The organism is Psychrobacter sp. FME6, from assembly GCF_014861365.1.
Taxonomy (GTDB): Bacteria; Pseudomonadota; Gammaproteobacteria; order Pseudomonadales; family Moraxellaceae; genus Psychrobacter.
In genome coordinates, this window is record NZ_RRYW01000048.1 from 1 (window position 1) to 22290 (window position 22290).

Below are 22290 nucleotides of genomic sequence, written 5' to 3' on the forward strand. Positions count from 1 at the left end.
GGGTTGTGACTTTAGACAAGTCTCTGATAATGAGATACAGGACATTGAGAATAAACTAAACAACAGACCAAGAAAACGATTAGGGTTTAAAACGCCCAATCAGGTGTTCTATAATATAATTTAGCGTTGCACTTGGTGTGTTAATCTAAGAGTATTTTAACTATAGTATTATTAATTCTATTTTGAGAGCTTTAACTTAAGAGTCCGAAATTCTATGGTCAATGTCTCCGCGACGAGTCCCGTCGACGATAAAAAAGTCCGCCTTAAGCATTTAATTCAGCGCCTGCCAAATTTGCCAGGGGTATATAAAATGCTGGGTAAAAATGGCGATATTTTGTATGTCGGTAAGGCAAAATCACTGAAAAGCCGTGTAAACAGCTACTTTGCTAAGACGATTGACCATCCAAAGACGCGCGCGTTAGTCGCACGGATTCATAATATCGAAACCATTATTACCCGCAGCGAAACCGAAGCACTGCTGCTCGAGCAAAATCTAATTAAAGAACATCGTCCCCCTTATAACGTGCTACTGCGCGATGATAAATCTTATCTTTACGTGTTTATTTCAGCAGATAAGCCTTATCCGAGACTGGCTTATGGGCGTGGCAAAGGCAATCACCAAAAAGGACGGTTTTTTGGTCCATTTCCATCGGCACATGCGGCAAAAGAGACGCTGGTGCTTATGCAAAAAATGTTTCAAATGCGCCAATGTACCAATACTTTTTTTAAGCAGCGCAAGCGCCCTTGTCTTGAATATCAAATCAAACGTTGCCGTGCGCCCTGTGTGGGTTTGGTGTCAGCCGATGAATATGCAGAGGATGTGAATAATACCATTCGCTTTTTAAAGGGCGATTCTAGTGATGTCCATAGTGCTCTGATTAAAAAAATGGAAGGCGCCGCTGAGGAATTAGACTTTGAAAAAGCAGTGTTTTATCGTGACCAACTTTCTATGCTGCGCGAAGTACAAGCGAAACAGGCCGTCTATACCGTGCAGGGTGAGGCAGATGTGATAGCAATTGCCAGCCAAGCAGGTATAACCTGCGTCAATGTGTTGACTGTCCGTGGCGGGCGGGTGCTAGGTAGCAAAAACTATTTCCCTGATGTCGACAGCAGTGAGCCACTTGCGGATAATTTATCGGCCTTTATTACCTCATTCTATTTTCAGGTGACCGATGATTTGCCAGCAGAGATTATACTGAGCGATGAATTACCAGATCAAACCGCAGTCAGCGAAGCATTAGCGACCCATTTTGGAAGCAGGGTCGTCATCAAAACCAGCGTCCGTGAACACCGCGCTGAATGGTTGGATTTGGCAAAATTAAACACCAATAATGCGCTCAAAACCAAACTTGGTGATTATTTAGAGTTGCATGCGCGTTTTGGTGCATTAAAGGATGTTTTGGCTGAGGTCACTGACCGTACCATTGATCGCATTGAGTGCTTTGATATCTCGCATACCATGGGCGAGGCGACCATCGGTAGCTGCGTGGTCTTTGACCAAGGTGGCTCGCGTCGCCGTGATTACCGTCAGTATGCGATTCATGATATCCAAGGTGGTGATGATTATGCGGCGATGAAACAGGTGCTGACACGCCGTTATAAGAAGCAGCCGTTGCCTGATTTATTGCTCATTGATGGCGGTAAAGGTCAGCTTGGCATCGCTAAAGAAGTACTGACTGAATTGGGTATTCTTGGCGATACCTTGCTGATTAGTGTGGCAAAAGGCGAAGGACGTAAAGCAGGGCTTGAGGTATTACATTTTATCGATCATGAGCCGCTTGATTTGCCCATGGATAGCAAGGCGCTACATCTATTGATGCATATTCGTGATGAAGCGCATCGCTTTGCCATCACTGCGCATCGTAAAAAGCGTGATAAGCGTCGTTCATCGTCAGTGCTAGAAGTAATTCCGGGACTCGGTGAGAAGCGTCGTCGCGACTTACTTAATCATTTTGGTGGCATACAGCAATTGCTTGGAGCTTCACAGCAAGAGCTATCAGGCGTGCAAGGCATTGGTCCAGTATTAGCGAAGACGATTTATAAAGTACTACATGAATAAATCAGTTGATAATAAAAAAAGACCGCTATTTTACGATAGCGGTCTTTTTAATATAGTCTATGAAAAGTAATATCGATACACCACATACTGCTTGTATAGTTTTTCCTTGCTTGCTGTGCCTATGCAGACAGAGGCTGCAAAAAAACCATACAAGCAGTATCGTAGCGTTTTTAAAATGTTTTAACTATAGCTTATGAATAAAAGTCGTGCTAAATAAAGTTAAGCTTTTCTTTTATAAGTCACAAATTTAAAATCCAATCTACTCTTTTCATCGTGCATTTGCTCAGATTCTCTAGCGACTGCAAATTCACTTGGCAGCTCAGGATAAAAGGCATCGCCATCAGTGATTTCAGTATCTACGTGACTCAGCTCAATACGGTCGGTATACCTTAAGGCTTCGCTAAACACGCGTTCACCGCCAATCACCCAAATGGTATCAAGATTAGTACTATGAGCAAGGTTAGCTGCTTGCGTCAGCGCATCGTCTAAATTATGCATGACATAAGCTTTCTCGCTACCTTCTAAGCCTTTTTGTTCCGCATAATCTAATTGAGTGGTGATAATAAAGCTGATACGTTTTGGAAGCGGTCGGCTACCCATCGACTCAAACGTCTTACGACCCATAATGACGATGCCTTGTATCGCGCCATCATTTTGTTTGGTGGTCATGCTTTTAAAATGCTGTAAGTCTGCAGAGATATGCCACGGGAGCTCATTACCTTTCCCGATACAACGATTGCGACTGATGGCCGCTATTTGAGCAACTTCAATGTTGGCATAACTCATAACCTATCCTCTTTATTTTTTTAAATACTTTTGTTATTTGGGAACATCAACCAAACAAAGGCTATACGGCAACCTTCGCCTTAATTGCAGGGTGTGATTCATAACCATCGACGCTAATGTCTTCGTATTTAAAAGCAAAAATATCTTTCACATCAGGGTTAAGCGTCAATGTTGGCAATGTATACAGCGAGCGTGTTAGCTGTAATTCGACTTGTTCGCGATGGTTTTGATAAATATGGCAATCACCACCGGTCCAAATGAATTCACCGACTTCTAAACCACAAACCTGTGCCACCATATGGGTTAAGAGTGCATAGCTGGCGATATTAAACGGCACACCTAGGAATAAATCTGCTGAGCGCTGATAAAGCTGGCATGACAGTTTATTATCCGCGACGAAGAACTGAAATAGGGTATGACAAGGCGGCAAGGCGACTTGTTCTGCTTCACCAGGATTCCAGCCTGATACAATTAAACGGCGTGAGTTGGGGTTGGTTTTTATTTGCTCGATGACTTGGGTGATTTGATCGACGCCATCAGCGTTGTAGCTGCCATCCTCAGTTTTACTGGCACCATAATTGCGCCATTGATGGCCATAAACAGGCCCAAGGTCGCCAGCAGGACGGTTAAAGCGTGCAGTCTGTTCCGCCGTTGCCCATTCATTCCAAATACGCACGCCGTTTTCTTGCAAGTAATCTACTTGCGTGCTACCGCTTAAAAACCACAATAATTCATAAACGATGGATTTAAAATGGACTTTTTTGGTGGTTAATAATGGAAAGCCGTCAGCTAAATTAAAACGTAGCTGGGCGCCAAAATGGCTTAACGTACCGGTTCCAGTACGGTCACCTTTTTCAGCACCTTCATTTAGAACTAAATGTAGCAAATCTAAGTAGGCTTGCTCGTTTTTACTGTTATGGTAATTATTGGTCATAAAAGTGCTCTTTTGCATGGTTCAAGTGCATATTAAAACGTATTTTAAATGTCTTATTCGATAAGTTCAGGCTTAATAAGCCGACTGCTTACCCCAATCATAAATACCGCGTTTATAAGCGTAAATCAGCATGATTAAGCCGGCGATAATCATCGGTGCACTTAATAGCTGACCCTTGGTCATCCAGCCTAATAAAATAAATCCTTGATCAGCATCTGGCTGACGGAAGAATTCAATGATAAAACGACTGATACCATAGCCTAGTAAGAAAACAGCGGAGGCCGCCATACGCGGGCGCGGCTTTGATGAATACCACCATAAGAAGATAAACAACAGCAGACCTTCAGCAAAGGCTTCGTATAGCTGCGATGGATGGCGAGGTAGCAAGTACTGTCCATTTACCTCAAGCATCAATTCTTGTAGCTCAGGGTTGGTTTGTAATTGCTGCATATCAAACGCCGCCGCTTGCGGAAAGTAGGTCAGCCAGTTATAGCCACCGTCTGATACGCGTCCCCAAAGCTCACCGTTGATATAGTTACCGATACGCCCAAATAATAAACCAGTTGGCACGCAAGGCACGATAAAGTCGAAGACTTGAAAGGCGGTCTTTTTATATTTACGCGCAAAGAACCACATGCCGAACATGACACCGATAAAACCGCCGTGGAAAGACATGCCGCCTTCCCAAACTTTTAATAGGTAAGCAGGATTTTGTAAAAGCTCGCTGAACTGATAAAACAGCACATAACCAATACGACCGCCCAAAATAACGCCAAGGGCACCATAAAAGACCAAATCGGACACCATATCGGTGGTCCAATTATCGCGTTTGGTACTGCGATACCAGGCTAGGCCATAAGCGGCGGCAAATGCCAGCAGGTACATTAAGCCATACCAGTGCACTTCTACTGGACCCAAGGACAGCGCCACGGGATCATACTGAGGATGAATCATCATAAAGGCATCATAATTATTGATAATAGAATGTTGGTCATAATAGCAAAATTCGACCCTTGCGAACACTATGATAAATGAATCGATAAGTGAATGGATGATTGAATGAATAGCAAAGCGCTAAAAAAACCGATAAGATGAAAAAAAGCGCATCAACTCTTAAGGAATCATCATGCAGCCACCGTCATCAACGCTATCATTTATACCAGATAAGAAACCTAAAATAATATTTGCAATTGATGCGCTGACCCTAAAAAGTAGCGGTAAATTACTGCCGTTATCCTTGCTTGGTATGATGGCATCAGGGTTCACGATGTTGGTGCCAATAACCGCGCAAGCGACAAACAGCAGTATCGAACAAATTACGATTTATCAAGGTTTAGCCAGTGTAACGCGTACCTTGCCAATCAGCGGTAGCGGTGAGCAAACAGTGGTTTTTTCTTGTTTATCGCCGGCGATTGAACCAGATAGTATCAGTGTGCAAGCACAAGGGAATATTAATATTGGCGAAGTCAGTATCGAAACCTTGAGCGGTGAGCAAGCGGCGCAATGTCAGTATCAAGGTGATGCGAAAGTACAGAGTCAGCAGAATAATTTAGCAGATATCAGCGCCGAGTTAGAAGCGGCACGTTTAACCAAAGCCTATTTGCAAAATTTGACCAAAGTGACGCAAATAAATACGACTGGCACGCTGGCTAATAATGCGCGTGATTTAGAGACGCAAGCGGCAAATATTAATAAAAGAATTGTAGATCTACAACAGCAAGAAGCCCGTGCCAAGGATACTCTGGGGCAATTAGTTGCAGGTAGTACTAACCAGACGCAGAAGAATGTGACCCAAGTGAGTGTACGCACTGCCAGTCGTGCTGCTAGTACTGTTAAATTGCATTATCAGGTACGCGGCGCCAGTTGGGAGCCGACCTATCAAGCGCGCTTAAATACAGATAGTAAACAACTTAATATTACTGCTTCCGCCATTATTGCCCAACAAACAGGCGAGAATTGGAACAATGTGTCAGTTATCTTAAGTAGCGTTAATCCCAACCAAACCACCACCAGCCAGTTACCAAGAGTCGAGCGCTTATCATTGTACGAAGAGCGCCAAGATAAATTGGCTCGCTATGCACAACCCATGATGGAGAGTGAATCTGCGCCAGTCGTCGTTTCTGCGAGAGACAGTTATGGCGGTGCGTCTGGAGCAGATATGCCACCGCTACCGAGTTTTAGCGTTAGCAGTCAAAATAAAAATGGCATCACCGAGTATCGACTGCCGCAGCGTGTGAGTATTCCCAGTGATGGCAGGCGAGTACGCACGATTATTGACGAGCAAGCTGGTACCAGTAAGCTATGGTTACGTAGCACACCAGGCGCCGAGGCTGCCGCTTATTGGTATGCATCAGCACCGTTTTTGACTCCAGCTTGGGCGGATGGCTCGTTGCAGCTATACCGCGATGATAACTATGTTGGGCAGTCGCGCTACAGCTATCAGAATCTAAAAGAGCAGGGTATTGGTTTTGGCATTGATCCTAGCTTGCTGGTAAAACAGTTGACCGATGAAGACAAACAAGGTGATAAAGGCGTATTTAACCGCCAGCAAACCAAAACGACGACTCAAGCTTATCAATTTACCAATCAGCACAATCGTAGTGTGCGCTTGCAAGTGTTAAGTGCTGAGCCGGTCAGTAGCGATGACAGCATTAAAGTAACCGCGGCACACAGCCCAACCGTCAGCCAAAAAGACTGGAACGATAATAAGGGCATGGTTGCTTGGGAGTTTGATTTGCCGAGTAAGCAATCACAGGTGCTGCAATCGACGTATCAAATCCGCTACTCTGCCGATAAAAAGTTAAGCACGAATTAATGCTAAATCAGAATCATACAATCGATTCAATTTAAAAGGAATGCAGTGCTGCTGTGATAAATTTTGTGAGGCCTCTGGAGTGCGAAGCACACAGCAAGCGAGGAAAATTTACCCTAGCAGAACGCTATTTTGAACGACCCTGTTTTATATTGAAATTCTTATATAAAAGGAAAACTATGTGTATCGTTGCCATTGCTTGGCAGTTATTTGACGAGCTGCCTTTAGTATTATTATCCAATCGTGATGAATTTTTACAGCGTCCAACAGAGCCGCTGCATCAGTGGGCAGATAAGCCTATCTATGCGGGACGTGATAAACAAAGTGATGGCACCTGGCTGGGTATTCATCAAATAGCACATCAAGAGGCGCATCAAAAGCAAAAACAGCAGAGCAGTCAGCTTGCTACTTATGAGCAAAATGGACGTTGGGCGGCGGTATTGAACTTTCGCGATGGCGTGCAGGCAAGCAATGATGAGCGCTCGCGTGGGGCATTGGTGGCTGATTTTTTGACCAGTAATTTAAGCCCGATGGAGTTTGCACGGCAAATAAGTTTGCAAGAGTATGCTGGGTTTAACCTTATTATTGGTGATGCGATGCAAGCGGTCATGGTTAATAATCGGGGTCATGCACCCACGCCGTTATATGCAGGGCTACATGTGATTTCTAATGGTCAACCAGAAGAGGGTTGGTTTAAAACTGAGCGCTTGCGCGGTCGACTACGCCAAGAAGTGCTGCCGTTAATTAGCGAAGATAGCGATGACCAATACTGGCAAGCTGCCGCTTTTGAGGTGCTATCAGATAGTATTCAAGCACCAGCAGATGCGTTACCAGATACGGGTGTCGATATCAAAATAGAACAAGCACTGTCGTCTATTTATATTGAAGGGGCGAATTTAACAGAAATTAGTAATACAGCTATCGATGGTAAAACCACACCAAGCTACGGCACACGAACACAAAGTATTTTAACCGTGCGTAAAAATTATGCCTTAGGTACAGATATTCAAGCTAAAATCGTCAGCCGCGAATGCTCTCATTGAGAAAAATTAGCATAAAAAATACCCATACTGATTGTTCATCAATACGGGTATTTTTTATGCTAAAGCTGTGGAAGCCATCAGCGACATTATTCCACCAACAAATGGTTGTTTTGTTTTGGAATGATTAGTCCTTGTTTAAGCGGTAGTTCGGGCACCAATTCTTGCAAGGCGCGACGGTATACCCCGCGTTTAAAGTGAATCACTTGTCCAAGTGGGTACCAGTAGCTGACCCACTGCCAGTTGTCGAACTCTGGTTTCCCTTCGTCAAAGCGGATATGTTGAGTGTTTGGCTCATCTAAGCGCAGCAAAAACCATTTTTGTTTTTGCCCAATACACAAAGGATACTGCCCATGGCGCACATAGCATTTTGGCAAGCGGTAGCGCAACCAGTCTTGCGTGACCGCCAGTAAATCCACATGACGCGGATGTAAACCGACCTCCTCCCAGAGCTCGCGATACATCGCATCCATCGGCGTCTCCCCGCGGTCGATGCCGCCTTGAGGGAACTGCCAAGCGTTGTGACCAATACGTTTTGCCCACAGAACCTGCCCTTGTGTATTTGCCAAGATGATGCCGACATTGGCGCGAAAGCCGTCTGCATCTATCATGACTAAACCTTTTTAAATTGTTTAAAAATAACTTGTTTCAACAAGGTACAGTGATAGCAATCATAGTTATTATAGGGTGATAGTTATCGATACGATGTCAAAACAAGATTCATTACCGTTATTAAACCAAGAAACAACCGAAATGTGTAACAGTATTTTGCTATAAAATGTTTCACAAGTTTAATCCTTTAAAATCAGCTATTTATAAGCAGGCTTTTGTAGGTTTTTTGGAAGGTCTTATAATAACGATAGTTATTAGTGCGATCAGTATGGAAGATGCGTCACTATCAATGTGTGTATCGAAAACTATCTTTCAGAGGCAGTGATGCAGCAAAGCGTTAATAAAAAAATAGCCCTGTTACTGTTTATAAAAGTAATCCAAGGGGATGGTCCATAAAATCTCGTTTTCGCTTATGCTACACTAGCGAAAGATAGTATGTTTTCAGGAAATACAAAGTAGACAACGCGCCAACTAAAATAAGGACCATTTAAGATGTCAGAGTCAAAAGCTAGCGTTACGTGGCAAGAGAATAAAGCGTTTATGGGTGTGTCGCCGTCAGGGCATAACGTCCAAATCGATGCCGATAAAGAAAAAGGCGCCAGCCCAATGGAGCTGATTTTATTAGGACTAGGTGGTTGTGCCAGTTATGATGTGGTTGCAATTTTACAAAAGTCGCGCCAAGCAGTGACAGACGTGCGCTGTGAGCTGACTGCCCAACGTGCCGAAACTGTTCCAGCGGTTTATACCGACATTCATATGCACTTCATCGTGACCGGTCAAGATATCAAAGACAAGCAAGTTGAAAAGGCTATTCACTTATCAGCAGAAAAATATTGCTCAGCCAGCCGGATGTTGGTACAGGGCGGGGTGAATGTCACTCACGACTTTGAAATGATCGCAGGGTAGGGGCGAACAAACTAATGAATGTATTTTTTGGCTTAATTCCTGATACTGCAGCAGCAGCCATTTGGGCGATGGTGGTGGCGAGTTTGTTACCATTAGCGATGGCGTTGATCGCAAAAGTCTTTGGCGGTTTTAATTTGGCTGACAATGCGCATCCGCGTGATTTTTTGCAACATACGACGGGAGCCGCTGCGCGTGCGAATGCGGCTCAGCAGAACAGTTATGAAACTTTACCGGTATTTTTAGCAGCGGTAGTGGTGGCCATGTTGTTCTTTGTGCCGCAGTTGATTATCAACACCGTCGCCTGGCTATATGTACTGATTCGTGTTGGATATTGCGCCGCATATATTGCCAACTTAGCAACGTTTCGCTCGATTCTTTGGGGGTTATCTATTGCGTGCTGCTTAATGCTATTTTATTTAGCCATTCGGGTCAGTTTTTAGCTTGTTGCTTCTTTGAGCCTTTAATATGGCGAGCTTTATTGAACTCATAGTTGTATAAAAGCAGTGATTATTAGCGTACGCTGGTTTGCAGCGCGTTTATAATTACTGCTTTGTTTTTTTCTCGTTTGATACCTTCCCATAATAGTTGCGCCTCGCTATAACCCTTGGTCAGCATACCAAGCCACTGCTTATAGCGTCCGACTAACACCACATCACTTTTCGCTGCACCTTCTAGAAACTTAATCTGATGAGCAATCAGATCCTGCCATACCAGTGTCGCTGTCTTATCCAGATTTTGACGATTGTCATTATCCATTTGTGTAATCAAGTCGGGACGGGTAACGGCACCGCGACCTAACATTAAATGCGTCGTACCTGCCTGCGCCATACAGTTTTGCGCGTCCTCGCTATTCCATATCTCACCATTGGCAATCACTGGAATAGCTAAGGTATTAAAGTTTTGAATTTTATCCCAATAAGCAGGCGGCTTATAGCCTTGGGTTTTGGTCCGTGCGTGAATGGTCAGCCAATCGGCGCCGCTAGCAGCAATCGCATCACGAATATCGTCCATACGGCTGCTATCGGTATAACCCAAACGAATTTTTGCTGACACGGGGATATGAGCAGGAACGGCTTGGCGTACGGCATTGATGATTTCATACATCACTTCTGGCTCATCAAGCAAAATTGAACCACCACGATGATTATTGACGGTTTTGGCAGGACAACCAAAATTGATGTCAATTGCCGGCGCACCAAGCTCGCAAGCGTAAGCGGCGTTTTCTGCCATCAGCTGCGCTTCGCTACCGAGTAGCTGAATATGAATCGGCGTACCCGATGCTGTCTTGGCCTCATGATGCAGCTCGGGCACGTATTTATAAAACACATGGGCTGGCAAGACATGCTGGGTGACACGAATAAACTCGCTGACCGACCAATCATAAGGACGACCTAAATCTGCCGCAATTTGAGTTAGGATTTGCCGCATTAATGGATCAGTTAAGCCTTCCATCGGTGCAAGTAGGCGAACGGGATTAGCAAATAACTGTTGTATGGTTGTTTGACGTATTTGAAGTTGTTGTGACAACGTACTAAACGAACTAGATGGTTGGTTATTATTCATTGCTTGCTGTTCATTTTTTTATTCCTTTTAAGGAATTATCAAAGTAAGGAAGTGAAAAAGCTAAGAGTTGCCAAAAATGACCTTTTTCCCCGTCTGTAATCCTGATATCAAGTCTTTGATATTGTGAATATCCAAATTGCTTTGCGCACGCGTACAAGCAACATAGAGCAAACGCAGCTCTTCTGGGCTAATTTTTACCGCACTGGTGGTCACATCATAATAAAAATCATCATCGAGTTGTACTTTGCCCCATTCAAGCCCTTTGGCTTTATGCGCAGTTGAGATGACGTAATCAGCATTTTCGATACTGGTTAAGCTGTTGACTGCTTGGCTCAATACATTGGTGCCATGGTCATCGACCAACTTCACTAGCGTTTTTAAGTCGCTGCCTTCGCTGGTCTCAGAGTATTCTTGTACATCACCCCAGTTATAAAAATAGGCCAGCTCAGGGACACCGTAAGCGGATTTACCATTTTTTAAGTTTTCTGCTGCCTGACAGAATTTAAGCATACGATCGGTATCGGCCTGTAGTGCTACGCGGTGACCTAATTTTAGACCAGTTAATAATTGTGACATTGCCGCAGCATTGGTGCGGCAAAGGATGGCATCTTTTTTACTGTGAACCATGCCTTTTTCAGTAGAAGAATGCTTGTTTGGATTGCCTTTTAACGGTACATCTTCTTGTAATGCTTTAAGTAGCGTGTTGGCAATTTCGGCAATCGGTTCGCCAAAGCGAAAGGATTGAGTCAATAAAGTCTGCGGCAATGGTAGCTTTTTCATCGCATTGACTGCGCCGCGCCATTCATAAATTTGCTGATGCGCATCGCCTACGTAGATAACTTGTTTCGGTTGCTGAGTCAAAATCCCCATCATTAATGGGTCCGCATCTTGCGCTTCATCAAATAAGATAAAGTCCGCGGGGATACTTGGTTTGGACAATGCCCAAAGTTTTAAGTAAATATCATGACCGATACCAGCAGGATGGCGCGCATCAATCGACTGTAGCCAACGCTGTTCTACAGCAGGGTAGAGCATCTCACGCAGCTGCTCAGCATCTGAGTCATCAAGCCAGCTTGGGAATAATATATGCCTTGGTGCGGGATAACTGGCGTGGGTACTACAAAAATTGCTCACTGCATCGCTAACGAATCGCGCTAGCCGTGCTGGCGTGAGAGTAATGTATTTATTTACTCCATCCATCTGTCTGCGTACTTGTACCGGTTGCAAGCCCAAATCGTCGCCAAGACGTTTGGGTGAAAAACGCGGCAAGGACAGTTTTGCGGTGATATCACGGGCAACATGACGATAAGCAAGCGAATGAAAGGTGCGACAGTCAACGTGACCTGGGAATTTCTGCCGCGCATCATTGGCGATTGCTTTATTAAAGGCTAAATACAAACCGCGTCCGCGCAGGCGTTCGCCAATCAGTTTTAACGTCGTCGTTTTACCGGCACCGGCATAGGCGACCACTTTAAATGACTTGTGATCCATCGCCATATTAAGGGCGTTCAGCTGCTCATCAGTGGGATCGCTCATATAAGCTGGCATAGATGCGGACATAACAAAGCTACCTAAAAGACTAGAGTATGATCAAAAATAATGGGGGTAAAAAAAGCCACTGCATAGACAATGGCTGATGAGTAATTATCGTTGTCGTTATGAATCGTTGTCACTATGAAGTGCTGGTCGTCGTAAGCGACAATAATAAAGATAAATTAACTGAGAATAATTTGGCCAATAAGGCATTTATATTAACAGATTAACGAATTGGCTGTTTTTTGCACAAGTATCTTTTATATAAGTGCCTAACGAGTGACATAATTCAATATTCTTTATTTAATTCTGTGTCGTTTGTTAAAGCAGGGCTGCGCTCTTCTTTAATCAAGACTTTTGCTAAAAACAACCCCAGCTCAAACAATAACCACATGGGAATCGCTAGCATCAGCATCGATACCCCATCAGGCGGAGTGACCACAGCAGCAACGGCAAAACAGCCGACAATAATATAACGACGTTTATCCTCTAGGCTCTGAATGGAGACGATACCGACCAATATCAATAGTAAAGTGACGACTGGAATCTCAAAAGTCAGCCCAAAAACCATAAATAACTTGAGTGCAAAGCTCAGATAACTGTCTATATCAGTCATCGGCAGAACATTCTGCGGCGCAAACATGATAAAGAATTTTAGAACGCCTTTAAGCACTATAAAATAGGCAAAAGCCACGCCAGCATAAAATAAAAAGATAGAGGAGAGCAGTACTGGAATGGCGATTTTTTTCTCTTTTTTATACAAACCGGGTGCCACAAAAGACCAAATTTGATACAAAATATAGGGCATAGCAAAAAATGCGGCGACAAATACAGTCAGGCGAATAGGCGCCATAAAGTTTGAGGTAATGTCTGTGGCAATCATCGTTGAATTGGCGGGCAGCTGCGCAACCAAGGGATCCGATAAAAAATTGTATAACTCGCGTGAAAATCCGACTAACGCCAAAAATATCACTAATATAGCAACGCATATTCTAATGAGATGGCGGCGTAACTCGATCAAATGCTCGGTAATGGGCATATCGGCCAATGAGCTTAGGATGTCTCCGGAGTCTTTTTGATCAGTCGATGCATTGGTGTCTTCTACACCTGTGTCAGCGACTTTTTCTTGGCGCGATTTTTTGCGTTTAAATAAATCCATTAGTCAGTCTCCTGCTCATGGGCAGCAGCCTGTGTGTTTAAATGACTGTCTAAATGGTTGTTTAACAAAATATCGGCTTTATAATTTGGTAGGTATGGCGGCGCAGGTAGACGACGCGCTTTATCATAAGCGCCCAGACGGAACCACATGTTTTCCCACGGCTTGGTGCTGATGGTTTGAGTGACTTGATCTATAGTGTCATTGGTATCATTGGCGTCAGCTTTTAAACTATCGCCGGATACTTCTGACTTGTCATTTTGTTCGTTTTTTTCATAGCGGTAGTCAAATTCTTTTGGCGTGGCTGGTTGAATGCTGCTTTGCTGGCTTTCAATATCAACACTTTTGTCTTGTTTATCATCGACCACTGCATTATGTGTTGCCTTTAAATGTTGGTTTTGAGAGTACTCAAATTCTTTTATATTACCGCGCATTTCTGCCATTTCACGTCTCATATCCGCCTCGGTCTGACGGATTTTGGCCAGCTCTTTTTGCATTTGTTGCCGAGTTTCAGCCAGGTCGAGCTCAGCTTCTATTTCAGACTGTAAAGTAGAAACCGTACGGCGAATCTTGGCATACCATTGCCCAGCGGTACGTGCTGCTTGGGGCAGCTTTTCTGGCCCCAAAACAATTAAAGCAATAACGCCAAAGAGTAGTAACTCAGAGAATCCAATATCAAACATAATGGTTAAATATCACTATTTAAGTACAGCACACATCAAACCTTATGATTGTCATCGGTTGCGCTAGAGTTGATGTCAGCCTCATCAACCTTTCTGGTTGCCTGAGGGTCTGTTGGGCGCGCATTGCCGTCATGGTCAAGAACAACATGTTTTTTAGCATGTTCAGTATTTTCGTCTTTAACGGCTTCTTTAAAGCCTTTGACGGCGCCGCCCAAATCTTTGCCCGCATTTCTTAGTTTAGAGGTGCCAAATACCACAACGACGACGACCAATAAAATCAGCCAATGCGTAATAGAAAAACTACCCATAATGCTATCCTTATGTTTTGTTTTTTATGTCTACAAAATATTTTGAGAGAACTTAGCCATTGATATGTGAAAGAATGTTTTGAATAAAACTACAGACGCATCACGTCAAATGGCACAGCATCAGATTATAAGAACATTATAACTCGCACTGACTATAAAAAGGGTAATGCAACAATAATCAAACAGGGCAGTGGTTTATAACCACTGCCCACATGACTGAGACTATCAAAATTATAAAAACTATCGAGCAGCCTTTTCATCGATACCTGATAAACCAAAGCGTCGTCCTAGCTCGTTTAACACGGCATCTGATTCTATATCAAACCATGCCAAGCCAACCAAGGTATGAAACCAGACATCGGCCACTTCATAAATAAGCTCGTGACGCGCCTCATCATATTGCTCCTTGTCTCTACTCTCATCGCAATGGGCAAAATCTTTGGCAGCGATGATACTTTCTGTACTTTCTTCACCCACTTTTTCTAGTATCTTATTGAGCCCTTTGGCGTATAAGCTTGCCACATAAGAGCTGTCGGCATCGGCTTGTTTACGCTCTGCCAATACGGTATCAAGTTGCTGCAAAATAGAGTGAATCGCAGCTTTACCTTGGTTATTCGAGTTCCCCATAATATTAGCAGCGTTATCAACTCCATCAGCAATATCAGTCTTTGTATCAACAGCGGTGTCTTGGTGTGTAGTGCTGAGACCTGCATCAGATTTATAGATATCTGCAGGATCTTTTAATACTTTATCGACTGTTTGCCATTTAGGTGTTTGCCCAGACAAATCCAAACGCTGATAAAAACAAGACTCACGGCCGGTATGACAAGCGATACCACCTGCTTGAGTGACGCTAAGCACAATCACATCGGCGTCGCAATCCAAACGAATATCATGCACTCGCTGAGTATGCCCTGATGACTCACCCTTATGCCATAATTTGGCACGCGAACGCGAAAAATAAACCGCTGTTTGAGTTTGTGCCGTCAACTGTAATGATTCGGCATTCATCCAAGCCATCATCAAAATACGCCCAGACTCATTATCTTGGGCAATTGCAGGAATTAAGCCATCAGCATTAAAATTTACGGCAGTTAGCCAAGCAGGTAAAGTCATCATGTATCTGTCGTCTTATAAGTAAATGGGAATAAAAAGGTAACGAGTTACTAGTAATACTATTTAAGGGAGAAAATTATTTATTAAGTGAAAAAGTTATTTAAACGAAAACAGTGTTTTAAGAAAAAATCAAATCCTAAATAGATGGGGGTATAGTGCTTTTTTAATGCTGTTATCAAGGGTGCTAATTTTATTAAGACGAAAGTCGTAATTGATAAAATGCTGCTTTGCTTTAGCCACCGTTTCACCAGTATGCATACGTGTCACTCGTATCAGTATATTGCCGCCATTATCATACCGCGGCTCAACGCCTACCTCAAATAACAGCTCTTCACGCACCCGCACACGGCCGCTAATATTCAGCTGTAACTCATCAATAATCAAACCTTGATAGTCCGAGTTGATATCTTGAACACCTCTCGAGTGCAAAAACCTCAACCGCGCCTCAGTGAGCAACGCTACCAATGATTCGAGCATTAAATGCTGACCTGTGTCGATTTCGGTGTGACGCACACGCATCAACGTCTCAAAGACAAATAGGTCGTTGTCAAAGTCTAACTCTTTTTTTGACACCTTGTCTCCTAAGCTAAGGGTAGACGATAAGTGCTATACATTACTATAGAGATTAAAAAAGGTAATAAACGACGTTATTTTATAGCTCGTTAGAGTGTTGCTGAAAATATAGCAATATTCAGTCTCTACTTAAGCACAGCTTAAGCGGACATTCAATCGGTTTGGCAGGAAATTTGCAGTTTTATTAATGTTTTGAGCGCAAAGATTGCGAGGTGTTTTATGATTTTCATTTTCAGTGATTGTCTACTAGGGCGGGGTAAAAACTTTCCTTGGCAAAACAGCGCACTATCTGCTAAAATAGCGCCTCCCACCTCGAGGCAAATAGCCGTTTAGTGCTTGTTTTTAAAGCTACTATTCGTTATTGACTATTTGACGACCAGGTTCTATCAAAGACAAAGAGGCAAGTCATCATGAAAGTTAAGATGAAAACCAGAAGCGGTGCAGCTAAACGCTTCAAAAAAACAGCGAACGGCTTTAAGCGTAAGCAAGCCTTCAAAAGCCATATCTTGACCAAGAAATCAGCTAAGCGTATTCGCCAGTTGCGCGGCCTAAAGATGGTGGACAAATCTGACGAAGCAGCAGTTCGTCGCATGTGCCCATACCTCTAGTCGACTATCGTCGTTTATCTTTAATTAAGCGCTGTTTAATTAAGAACTGTTTTAATTAAGAACTGTTTTAATTAATAGCGACTGAATTAAAAATACCTGACTTTGCAATCTGATAACGATGTCTATTATTCTATTTATTCAATGACATCGTGATTCGTTTAACAGTAATTAAAGAAATCTTGGAGTAATTTATGGCTCGTGTAAAACGTGGTGTACAGGCGAATCGTCGTCACAAAAAAATCCTAAAGCGCGCAAAAGGCTACTACGGTGCCCGTTCACGTGTTTACCGCGTAGCGGTACAAGCAGTGACCAAAGCTGGTCAATATGCTTATCGTGACCGTCGCAACAAAAAACGTACTTTCCGTCGTCTTTGGATTGCACGTATCAATGCTGGTGCACGCTTAAACGGCTTAAGCTATAGCCGCTTTATCAATGGCATGAAAAAAGCTAACATCGCAATCGATCGTCGCGTACTTGCTGACATCGCTATGCATGATGCAGCGACTTTCACTGCATTGGTTGAAAAAGCAAAAGCGGAACTAGCATAAATATTAACCATTCTATTTAGGTATGTTGCTTGTTAAATGATTGTCCATAAGCAATTATCTATATGGATAGAGATAATATTAATTAATAGGTCGATATTAATAAAAGCTACCGCTGGTCGGTGGCTTTTTTTATATAACATTATCTTACTGCCAGTTTTGAGCATGAAAGCTGAATACATGTTTTTGCAAACGGCTTTTCTAATTGTCTAAATATTCAAGCCATTCATATGATTAGCTTTTATTTTAAAATGAATCGGTAAATGGTTTGCAATATTTGGTCAAATCCCTACAATTACAAATTACTGTAATTAATAGTCCGTTTAAATCAGGAAGAATGCGTCTTATGACTACCCCTGCTGCCACCACCGATTTGTCGGCGCTACCGACCTTGTCCACAGAGCTAAGCGAGCTTAATGAAACTCAACTGACTGAATTTGCTAGTGCTGCTGAAGCTTTGATTCTTCAGGTAACCGATGCGCGTACGCTACAAGACTTGCGTGTGCAACTGACTGGCAAAAAAAGCCCATTAACTGGCTGGTCAAAGCAGATGGGTAAACTTGATGCTGATGATAAAAAAACCTATGGTGGCTGGTTACATCAAGTTCGTAGCCGTATTCAAGAAACCTTAACAACTCGTCAGCAGCAGCTAGAAGTAGCAGCATTAAATGCCAAGCTTGCAGCGGAAAGTATTGATATCACTTTACCTGCTCGCGGTGGTCAAAAAGGCCATTTGCATCCAGTGACGATGATTACCCAGCGTATGCAGCAGTATTTTGTGCAAGCGGGTTTTAATGTGGCAACTGGTCCTGAAGTTGAGAGCGATTACTATAACTTTGAAGCGCTCAATATTCCCTCGCATCACCCAGCACGTGCCATGCACGATACTTTCTACTTTGATGCGCACTATCTGCTACGCACTCATACCAGTCCGGTGCAAATTCGCACCATGGAAAAAAATGAGCCGCCGATTCGTATTATTTGTCCCGGTCGCGTTTATCGTAACGACTCAGATCAAACCCATTCGCCAATGTTTCACCAACTAGAAGGGCTGATGGTCACAGAATCGAGCACCTTTGCTGAGCTAAAAGGTTTGATTAGTGAATTCTTAGAAGCGTTTTTTGCCAAAGAGCTAACCGTGCGTTTCCGCCCATCATTCTTCCCGTTTACCGAGCCTTCTGCTGAAGTAGATATCCTAGATGATAATGGTAAATGGCTTGAAGTTATGGGCTGCGGTATGGTGCATCCACAAGTGCTGACCAACTGCGGTATTGATGCCGAAAAATATACTGGCTTTGCTTTTGGGATGGGGATTGAGCGCTTTGCAATGTTGTATTACGGCATCGATGATTTACGTTTGTTTTTTCAAAATGACGTGCGCTTCTTAAAGCAGTTTGGCTAGATTGTCGTTATTAATAGGCCTACCTTTACTCCAAAATCTTTATTATGAAATTCTGATCCGAGATATTTATGAAAATTAGCGAACAGTGGCTACGTCAATGGGTGAATCCTAGTAATACCAGTGAACAATTGGCCGAACAGTTAACGATGGCAGGACTTGAGATTGACGATCGCTATGCGGTTGCCCGTGATTTTAGCGGTGTGGTTGTCGGTGAAGTGATCAGTATTGAGCCACATCCAGATGCCGATAAACTGCGCGTCACGCAGGTGAATATTGGTGCAGCTGAGCCATTACAAATCGTTTGCGGCGCACCTAATGTCACTGTCGGTATGAAAGCGCCCGTTGCGACTGTTGGTGCTGTGTTACCAAGTGATGATGTCAGTAATGGTAAAGCGGGCTTTGAAATTAAGAACGGTAATCTACGTGGTGTAGATTCAAACGGCATGCTATGCGGTGCCTCTGAGATTGATTTAACCGATAGCATTGATGGCCTGCTTGAATTGCCAGCTGATGCGCCAATTGGCATGAATATTCGTGAGTATTTGGGTTTGGATAATCAAATCCTAGATATCTCCATCACCCCAAACCGTGGTGACTGCTTTAGCGTACGCGGTATTGCCCGCGAGATATCCGTCATTAATGATTTGCCGGTGCAAATGCCAGAAATTGCAGACAACGTAGCGGACACTGATAACGTTACTGCGATTACTACGCCCGCAGTAACCGTAAACGCAGTCGAAGCTTGTCCGCGTTATTTACTGCAATCAATCAGTCATATTGATCGTAGCATTGAGACACCAAAATGGATGCAAGATGCGCTCGTACAGTCAGGACTGCGTTCGCATAACTTTTTGGTCGATGTGACCAACTATGTATTGATGGAGTTGGGTCAACCGCTACATGCGTTTGATGCGGATACTATCGAGGGTGATATAGTGGTGCGTTTGGCCCAGCCTGAGGAAACTATTGCCTTATTAAATGAGCAAACCATTACCTTAACTGGCGATGAATTAGTCATTGCTGATGATAAAGGTGCGCTAGCGCTTGCTGGTATCATGGGTGGTCAGCGTAGTAGCGTTACCGATAGCACCACCAATATTGTCTTAGAAAGTGCCTTTTTTAATCAGCTAGCTATTGCTGCACGCGCCCGCCGTTTTGGTTTGCATACCGATGCTTCACAACGTTTTGAGCGCGGGGTCGATTTTGAGTTGCCAGCGCTAGCACTGGCACGCGCTCGTGATTTAATTACTAGCGTCACAGCTAGTCAAGCCGGTCAAATAGTAAAAGCTGAAAGTAGCGAGCATCTGCCAGCTCGTGCGCCAATTAACTTACCAATTACTAAGGTTCGTGATGTCATCGGTATTGAGATTGAGCCAGCGGTTATGGTGCGTATCTTAACCCAATTAGGGTTTGAGGTAGAGCAGCAAGCGGGTAGCCTGATTTGCACACCGCCATCTTATCGCTTTGATATGAGTATCAAAGAGGATTTAATCGAAGAGATTGCGCGTATCTATGGCTATGACAATATCCCAAGCGTATTGCCGCATTTGCAAGTCAGCATGGATTATGACGATACCGCAGATTTGACGCACGAGATGAAGCTGGCGCTGGTCGATAATGGCTATATGGAAGCGATTAGCTTTAGCTTTAGCGATGCAAAGTTAGAAGCCTTACTTGATGATGACGCACTAGGTGAAGTGTTGGCACTGGCCAATCCAATCTCTAGCGATTTGGCGGTGATGCGCCGTACGTTACTATCGAGCTTACTGCCTTGTGTGCAGTATAACCTCAATCGTCAACAATCACGGGTGCGTTTCTTTGAAACCGGTCTAAGCTTCGTCGGTCATAGTGTTAGTGACTTAGTACAAACACCCAGTATCGCTTTAGTGGCGGTCGGTGAAGTTTGGGACGAACAAGCTTATCAAAACCGTGCGTTAGATTTTTACGATCTTAAGCACGATATTGAGCAATTATTACCCGCGCAAATAGATAGCGCCCGTATCCGCTACGAGCGTAGCGCGCTTGCCTTCTTGCATCCTGGACAAAGCGCCAAGCTGTATATTGATGACCAATATATCGGTTGGTTAGGGCAATTACATCCGAGTACCGCCAAACAATTAGACTTACCTGCTACGTGGGTCGCGCAACTGTCTTTGGCACCATTGCTAACCCTCGCTCGTGAGCAGTACGAGATCACCACACCAAGTAAATTCCCGCAAGTACGTCGTGATATCGCCATCTTAGTGGATAGCGACATCAGTTTACAGACCTTAGAATCGACAATACGCACAGCGGCAGGCGCGCTATTGAGAGATCTATGGTTATTTGATGTCTATCAAGGCGACAAAGTACCAGATGGTCAACGTTCTTTAGCCTTTGCCTTAATTTGGCAGGATAAAATGCAGACTCTATCTGATGATACTGTAAAAACGGCTACTGACAAGGTAGTGCAAGCGCTAACCGAACAGCACTCAGTACAGTTGCGTGATAGCTAAAAATTACTATTAAGAATGACAATGCTCTGTAGCCTTTTGATTATTGGGGCTATAGGGCATTGCTATTCATAACAGTTGCTAATTATAAAAACCGTTATTTATAGAATACGTTAAGTGGTTATTAATAAAGGATTTTCATGCAGACTGTGTTAAAAACATGGCAGAAAACCTTTATAATAGCCAACATTAACCCTCATACCGCTAAACCATGATATTCGACATCACGACATAGCATAGGAGTCGTACTGTGAGCACCTTAACCAAATCTGACATGATTGAGCATTTAATGAGTCATCTTCACTTGACGCGTCAAGAAGGCCGCTGTTTAGTAGAGAACTTTTTTGATGAACTGTCAGATAGCTTGATTGATGGCAAAGAGGTCAAGCTTTCAGGCTTTGGCAACTTTGAGCTTAAAGATAAAAATAGCCGTCCTGGGCGTAACCCCAAAACTGGAGAGCCAGTCGCTGTTTCCGCACGTCGCGTGGTCACCTTTAAAACGGGACAAAAATTTCGTCAACAGGTAGATGAGCGGTTATTTGATAGTTAATAATAAATCCACAAAATATGATTAACTGCATCAAGCTTGCATAGTTTGTAACTTAGATTAACACATGAAGTGCAATACCAAATGTGAGGTGAAAAAAAGACCTAGATGCGCTAGCATCAAAGTTTTTATCCACCGACCAAAGTGAGATTGCAACCATGAGCTATACACATCTAAGCCTAGGGGAACGATACCAGATTTATGCCCTGATAGGGGCAAAACATAGTATTAAATTTATAGCTGACACATTAGGAAGAAGTCCTAGCACCATATCAAGAGAGATCAGACGCAATAAAAGCCTTCGAGGTTACCGAGCTAATCATGCTAATAACAAGGCTTGTGACAGACGCTCTAACAATGCTTTCACTATCATCGCTGATGTATGGGATTGGGTCACAGACAAGCTAAAAGACAGCTGGAGTCCTGAACAAATAGCCGGAGTTCATGGTGGTATTAGTCACATGAGCATCTATCGCTATATCTGGAGGGACAAGAGACAAGGCGGCACGTTATGGCAGTGTCTCAGACGCAAAGCCAAACCTTACCGTAAGCGACTAACAGCTGAGACCCGAGGCCGTATCAACGACAGAGTCTCGATTCATGAGCGCCCTTGTA

At 43.6% G+C, this 22290-nt stretch carries 22 protein-coding genes and 1 pseudogene; 12 read left to right on the plus strand and 11 right to left on the minus strand.

Annotated elements, in window-relative coordinates; all coding sequences use genetic code 11:
• Both EI162_RS14925 and uvrC read left to right on the plus strand, forming a co-directional pair.
• Positions 1-124: pseudogene (locus tag EI162_RS14925) on the plus strand (IS30 family transposase); the annotation flags it as partial.
• A gap of 90 nt (positions 125-214) precedes the next feature.
• A complete protein-coding gene (gene uvrC / locus EI162_RS08405) occupies positions 215-2059 on the plus strand; it encodes an excinuclease ABC subunit UvrC (protein ID WP_192523932.1) in 1845 nt (614 codons plus the stop codon).
• A 219-nt stretch (positions 2060-2278) separates the two neighbouring features.
• Here uvrC and EI162_RS08410 read toward each other — a convergent pair whose 3' ends face one another.
• The 3 genes from EI162_RS08410 to lgt all read right to left on the minus strand — a co-directional run bounded on the left by EI162_RS08410 (position 2279) and on the right by lgt (position 4736).
• Positions 2279-2845: a dihydrofolate reductase gene (locus tag EI162_RS08410; protein ID WP_192523933.1), complete on the minus strand. Its 567-nt coding sequence runs from the start codon at positions 2843-2845 to the stop codon at positions 2279-2281.
• 61 nt (positions 2846-2906) lie between these two features.
• Entirely contained in the window at positions 2907-3779 is an 873-nt protein-coding gene (locus tag EI162_RS08415; RefSeq protein WP_192523934.1) for a thymidylate synthase, read from the minus strand.
• 72 nt (positions 3780-3851) lie between these two features.
• The gene (gene lgt / locus EI162_RS08420; protein ID WP_192523935.1) at positions 3852-4736 is read right to left on the minus strand and encodes a prolipoprotein diacylglyceryl transferase; all 885 of its coding nucleotides are present in this window, start codon (positions 4734-4736) and stop codon (positions 3852-3854) included.
• A gap of 169 nt (positions 4737-4905) precedes the next feature.
• Between lgt and EI162_RS08425 the strand changes: the two genes are divergently transcribed.
• Together EI162_RS08425 and EI162_RS08430 are read left to right on the plus strand one after the other, a co-directional pair.
• Positions 4906-6594, plus strand: a complete 1689-nt coding sequence (locus tag EI162_RS08425) for a DUF4139 domain-containing protein (RefSeq protein ID WP_192523936.1) — start codon at positions 4906-4908, stop codon at positions 6592-6594.
• Between the two features lie 176 nt (positions 6595-6770).
• Positions 6771-7634: an NRDE family protein gene (locus tag EI162_RS08430; protein ID WP_192523937.1), complete on the plus strand. Its 864-nt coding sequence runs from the start codon at positions 6771-6773 to the stop codon at positions 7632-7634.
• Between the two features lie 86 nt (positions 7635-7720).
• Here EI162_RS08430 and EI162_RS08435 read toward each other — a convergent pair whose 3' ends face one another.
• Positions 7721-8242, minus strand: a complete 522-nt coding sequence (locus EI162_RS08435; RefSeq protein WP_192523938.1) for an RNA pyrophosphohydrolase — start codon at positions 8240-8242, stop codon at positions 7721-7723.
• 493 nt (positions 8243-8735) lie between these two features.
• Here EI162_RS08435 and EI162_RS08440 point away from each other — a divergent pair, with 493 nt between their 5' ends.
• On the plus strand, positions 8736-9149 hold the full coding sequence (locus tag EI162_RS08440; protein ID WP_192523939.1) for an OsmC family protein: 414 nt from the start codon (positions 8736-8738) through the stop codon (positions 9147-9149).
• A gap of 14 nt (positions 9150-9163) precedes the next feature.
• A complete protein-coding gene (locus EI162_RS08445) occupies positions 9164-9589 on the plus strand; it encodes an MAPEG family protein (protein ID WP_192523940.1) in 426 nt (141 codons plus the stop codon).
• Positions 9590-9659: 70 nt separating this feature from the next.
• On the opposite strand, the gene EI162_RS08450 is transcribed toward EI162_RS08445, so the two are convergent.
• The 7 genes from EI162_RS08450 to EI162_RS08480 all read right to left on the minus strand — a co-directional run bounded on the left by EI162_RS08450 (position 9660) and on the right by EI162_RS08480 (position 16081).
• Complete coding sequence (locus EI162_RS08450; protein ID WP_192523941.1) at positions 9660-10712, minus strand: tRNA-dihydrouridine synthase; 1053 nt, start codon at positions 10710-10712, stop codon at positions 9660-9662.
• A 60-nt stretch (positions 10713-10772) separates the two neighbouring features.
• Positions 10773-12272 carry a UvrD-helicase domain-containing protein gene (locus tag EI162_RS08455; protein WP_192523942.1) on the minus strand — a complete coding sequence of 500 codons (1500 nt, stop codon included), beginning with the start codon at positions 12270-12272 and terminating at the stop codon, positions 10773-10775.
• A 262-nt stretch (positions 12273-12534) separates the two neighbouring features.
• Positions 12535-13404, minus strand: coding sequence for a twin-arginine translocase subunit TatC (gene tatC / locus EI162_RS08460; RefSeq protein WP_192523943.1), 870 nt, complete (start codon positions 13402-13404; stop codon positions 12535-12537).
• A complete protein-coding gene (tatB, locus tag EI162_RS08465; RefSeq protein WP_192523944.1) occupies positions 13404-14084 on the minus strand; it encodes a Sec-independent protein translocase protein TatB in 681 nt (226 codons plus the stop codon). The genes tatC and tatB overlap by 1 nt, the downstream gene beginning before the upstream one ends.
• A 35-nt stretch (positions 14085-14119) precedes the next feature.
• A complete protein-coding gene (gene tatA, locus EI162_RS08470) occupies positions 14120-14392 on the minus strand; it encodes a Sec-independent protein translocase subunit TatA (RefSeq protein ID WP_192523945.1) in 273 nt (90 codons plus the stop codon).
• Positions 14393-14632: 240 nt separating this feature from the next.
• Complete coding sequence (gene hisI, locus EI162_RS08475; RefSeq protein WP_192523952.1) at positions 14633-15508, minus strand: phosphoribosyl-AMP cyclohydrolase; 876 nt, start codon at positions 15506-15508, stop codon at positions 14633-14635.
• A gap of 129 nt (positions 15509-15637) precedes the next feature.
• The gene (locus EI162_RS08480) at positions 15638-16081 is read right to left on the minus strand and encodes a thioesterase family protein (protein WP_192523946.1); all 444 of its coding nucleotides are present in this window, start codon (positions 16079-16081) and stop codon (positions 15638-15640) included.
• A 410-nt stretch (positions 16082-16491) separates the two neighbouring features.
• Here EI162_RS08480 and rpmI point away from each other — a divergent pair, with 410 nt between their 5' ends.
• From rpmI to EI162_RS08510, 6 genes are all read left to right on the plus strand, one after another.
• A complete protein-coding gene (rpmI, locus tag EI162_RS08485) occupies positions 16492-16689 on the plus strand; it encodes a 50S ribosomal protein L35 (RefSeq protein ID WP_192523947.1) in 198 nt (65 codons plus the stop codon).
• A 191-nt stretch (positions 16690-16880) separates the two neighbouring features.
• Positions 16881-17237 (plus strand): 50S ribosomal protein L20, encoded by a 357-nt coding sequence (rplT, locus tag EI162_RS08490; RefSeq protein WP_011281252.1) that lies wholly within the window; start codon positions 16881-16883, stop codon positions 17235-17237.
• 343 nt (positions 17238-17580) lie between these two features.
• Positions 17581-18636: a phenylalanine--tRNA ligase subunit alpha gene (gene pheS, locus EI162_RS08495; RefSeq protein ID WP_192523948.1), complete on the plus strand. Its 1056-nt coding sequence runs from the start codon at positions 17581-17583 to the stop codon at positions 18634-18636.
• Positions 18637-18704: 68 nt separating this feature from the next.
• The gene (pheT, locus tag EI162_RS08500) at positions 18705-21131 is read left to right on the plus strand and encodes a phenylalanine--tRNA ligase subunit beta (protein ID WP_192523949.1); all 2427 of its coding nucleotides are present in this window, start codon (positions 18705-18707) and stop codon (positions 21129-21131) included.
• A gap of 247 nt (positions 21132-21378) precedes the next feature.
• A complete protein-coding gene (locus EI162_RS08505) occupies positions 21379-21678 on the plus strand; it encodes an integration host factor subunit alpha (RefSeq protein ID WP_192523950.1) in 300 nt (99 codons plus the stop codon).
• A 155-nt stretch (positions 21679-21833) separates the two neighbouring features.
• A partial coding sequence (locus EI162_RS08510; RefSeq protein ID WP_192523951.1) for an IS30 family transposase occupies positions 21834-22290 on the plus strand: 457 nt, incomplete at its 3' end.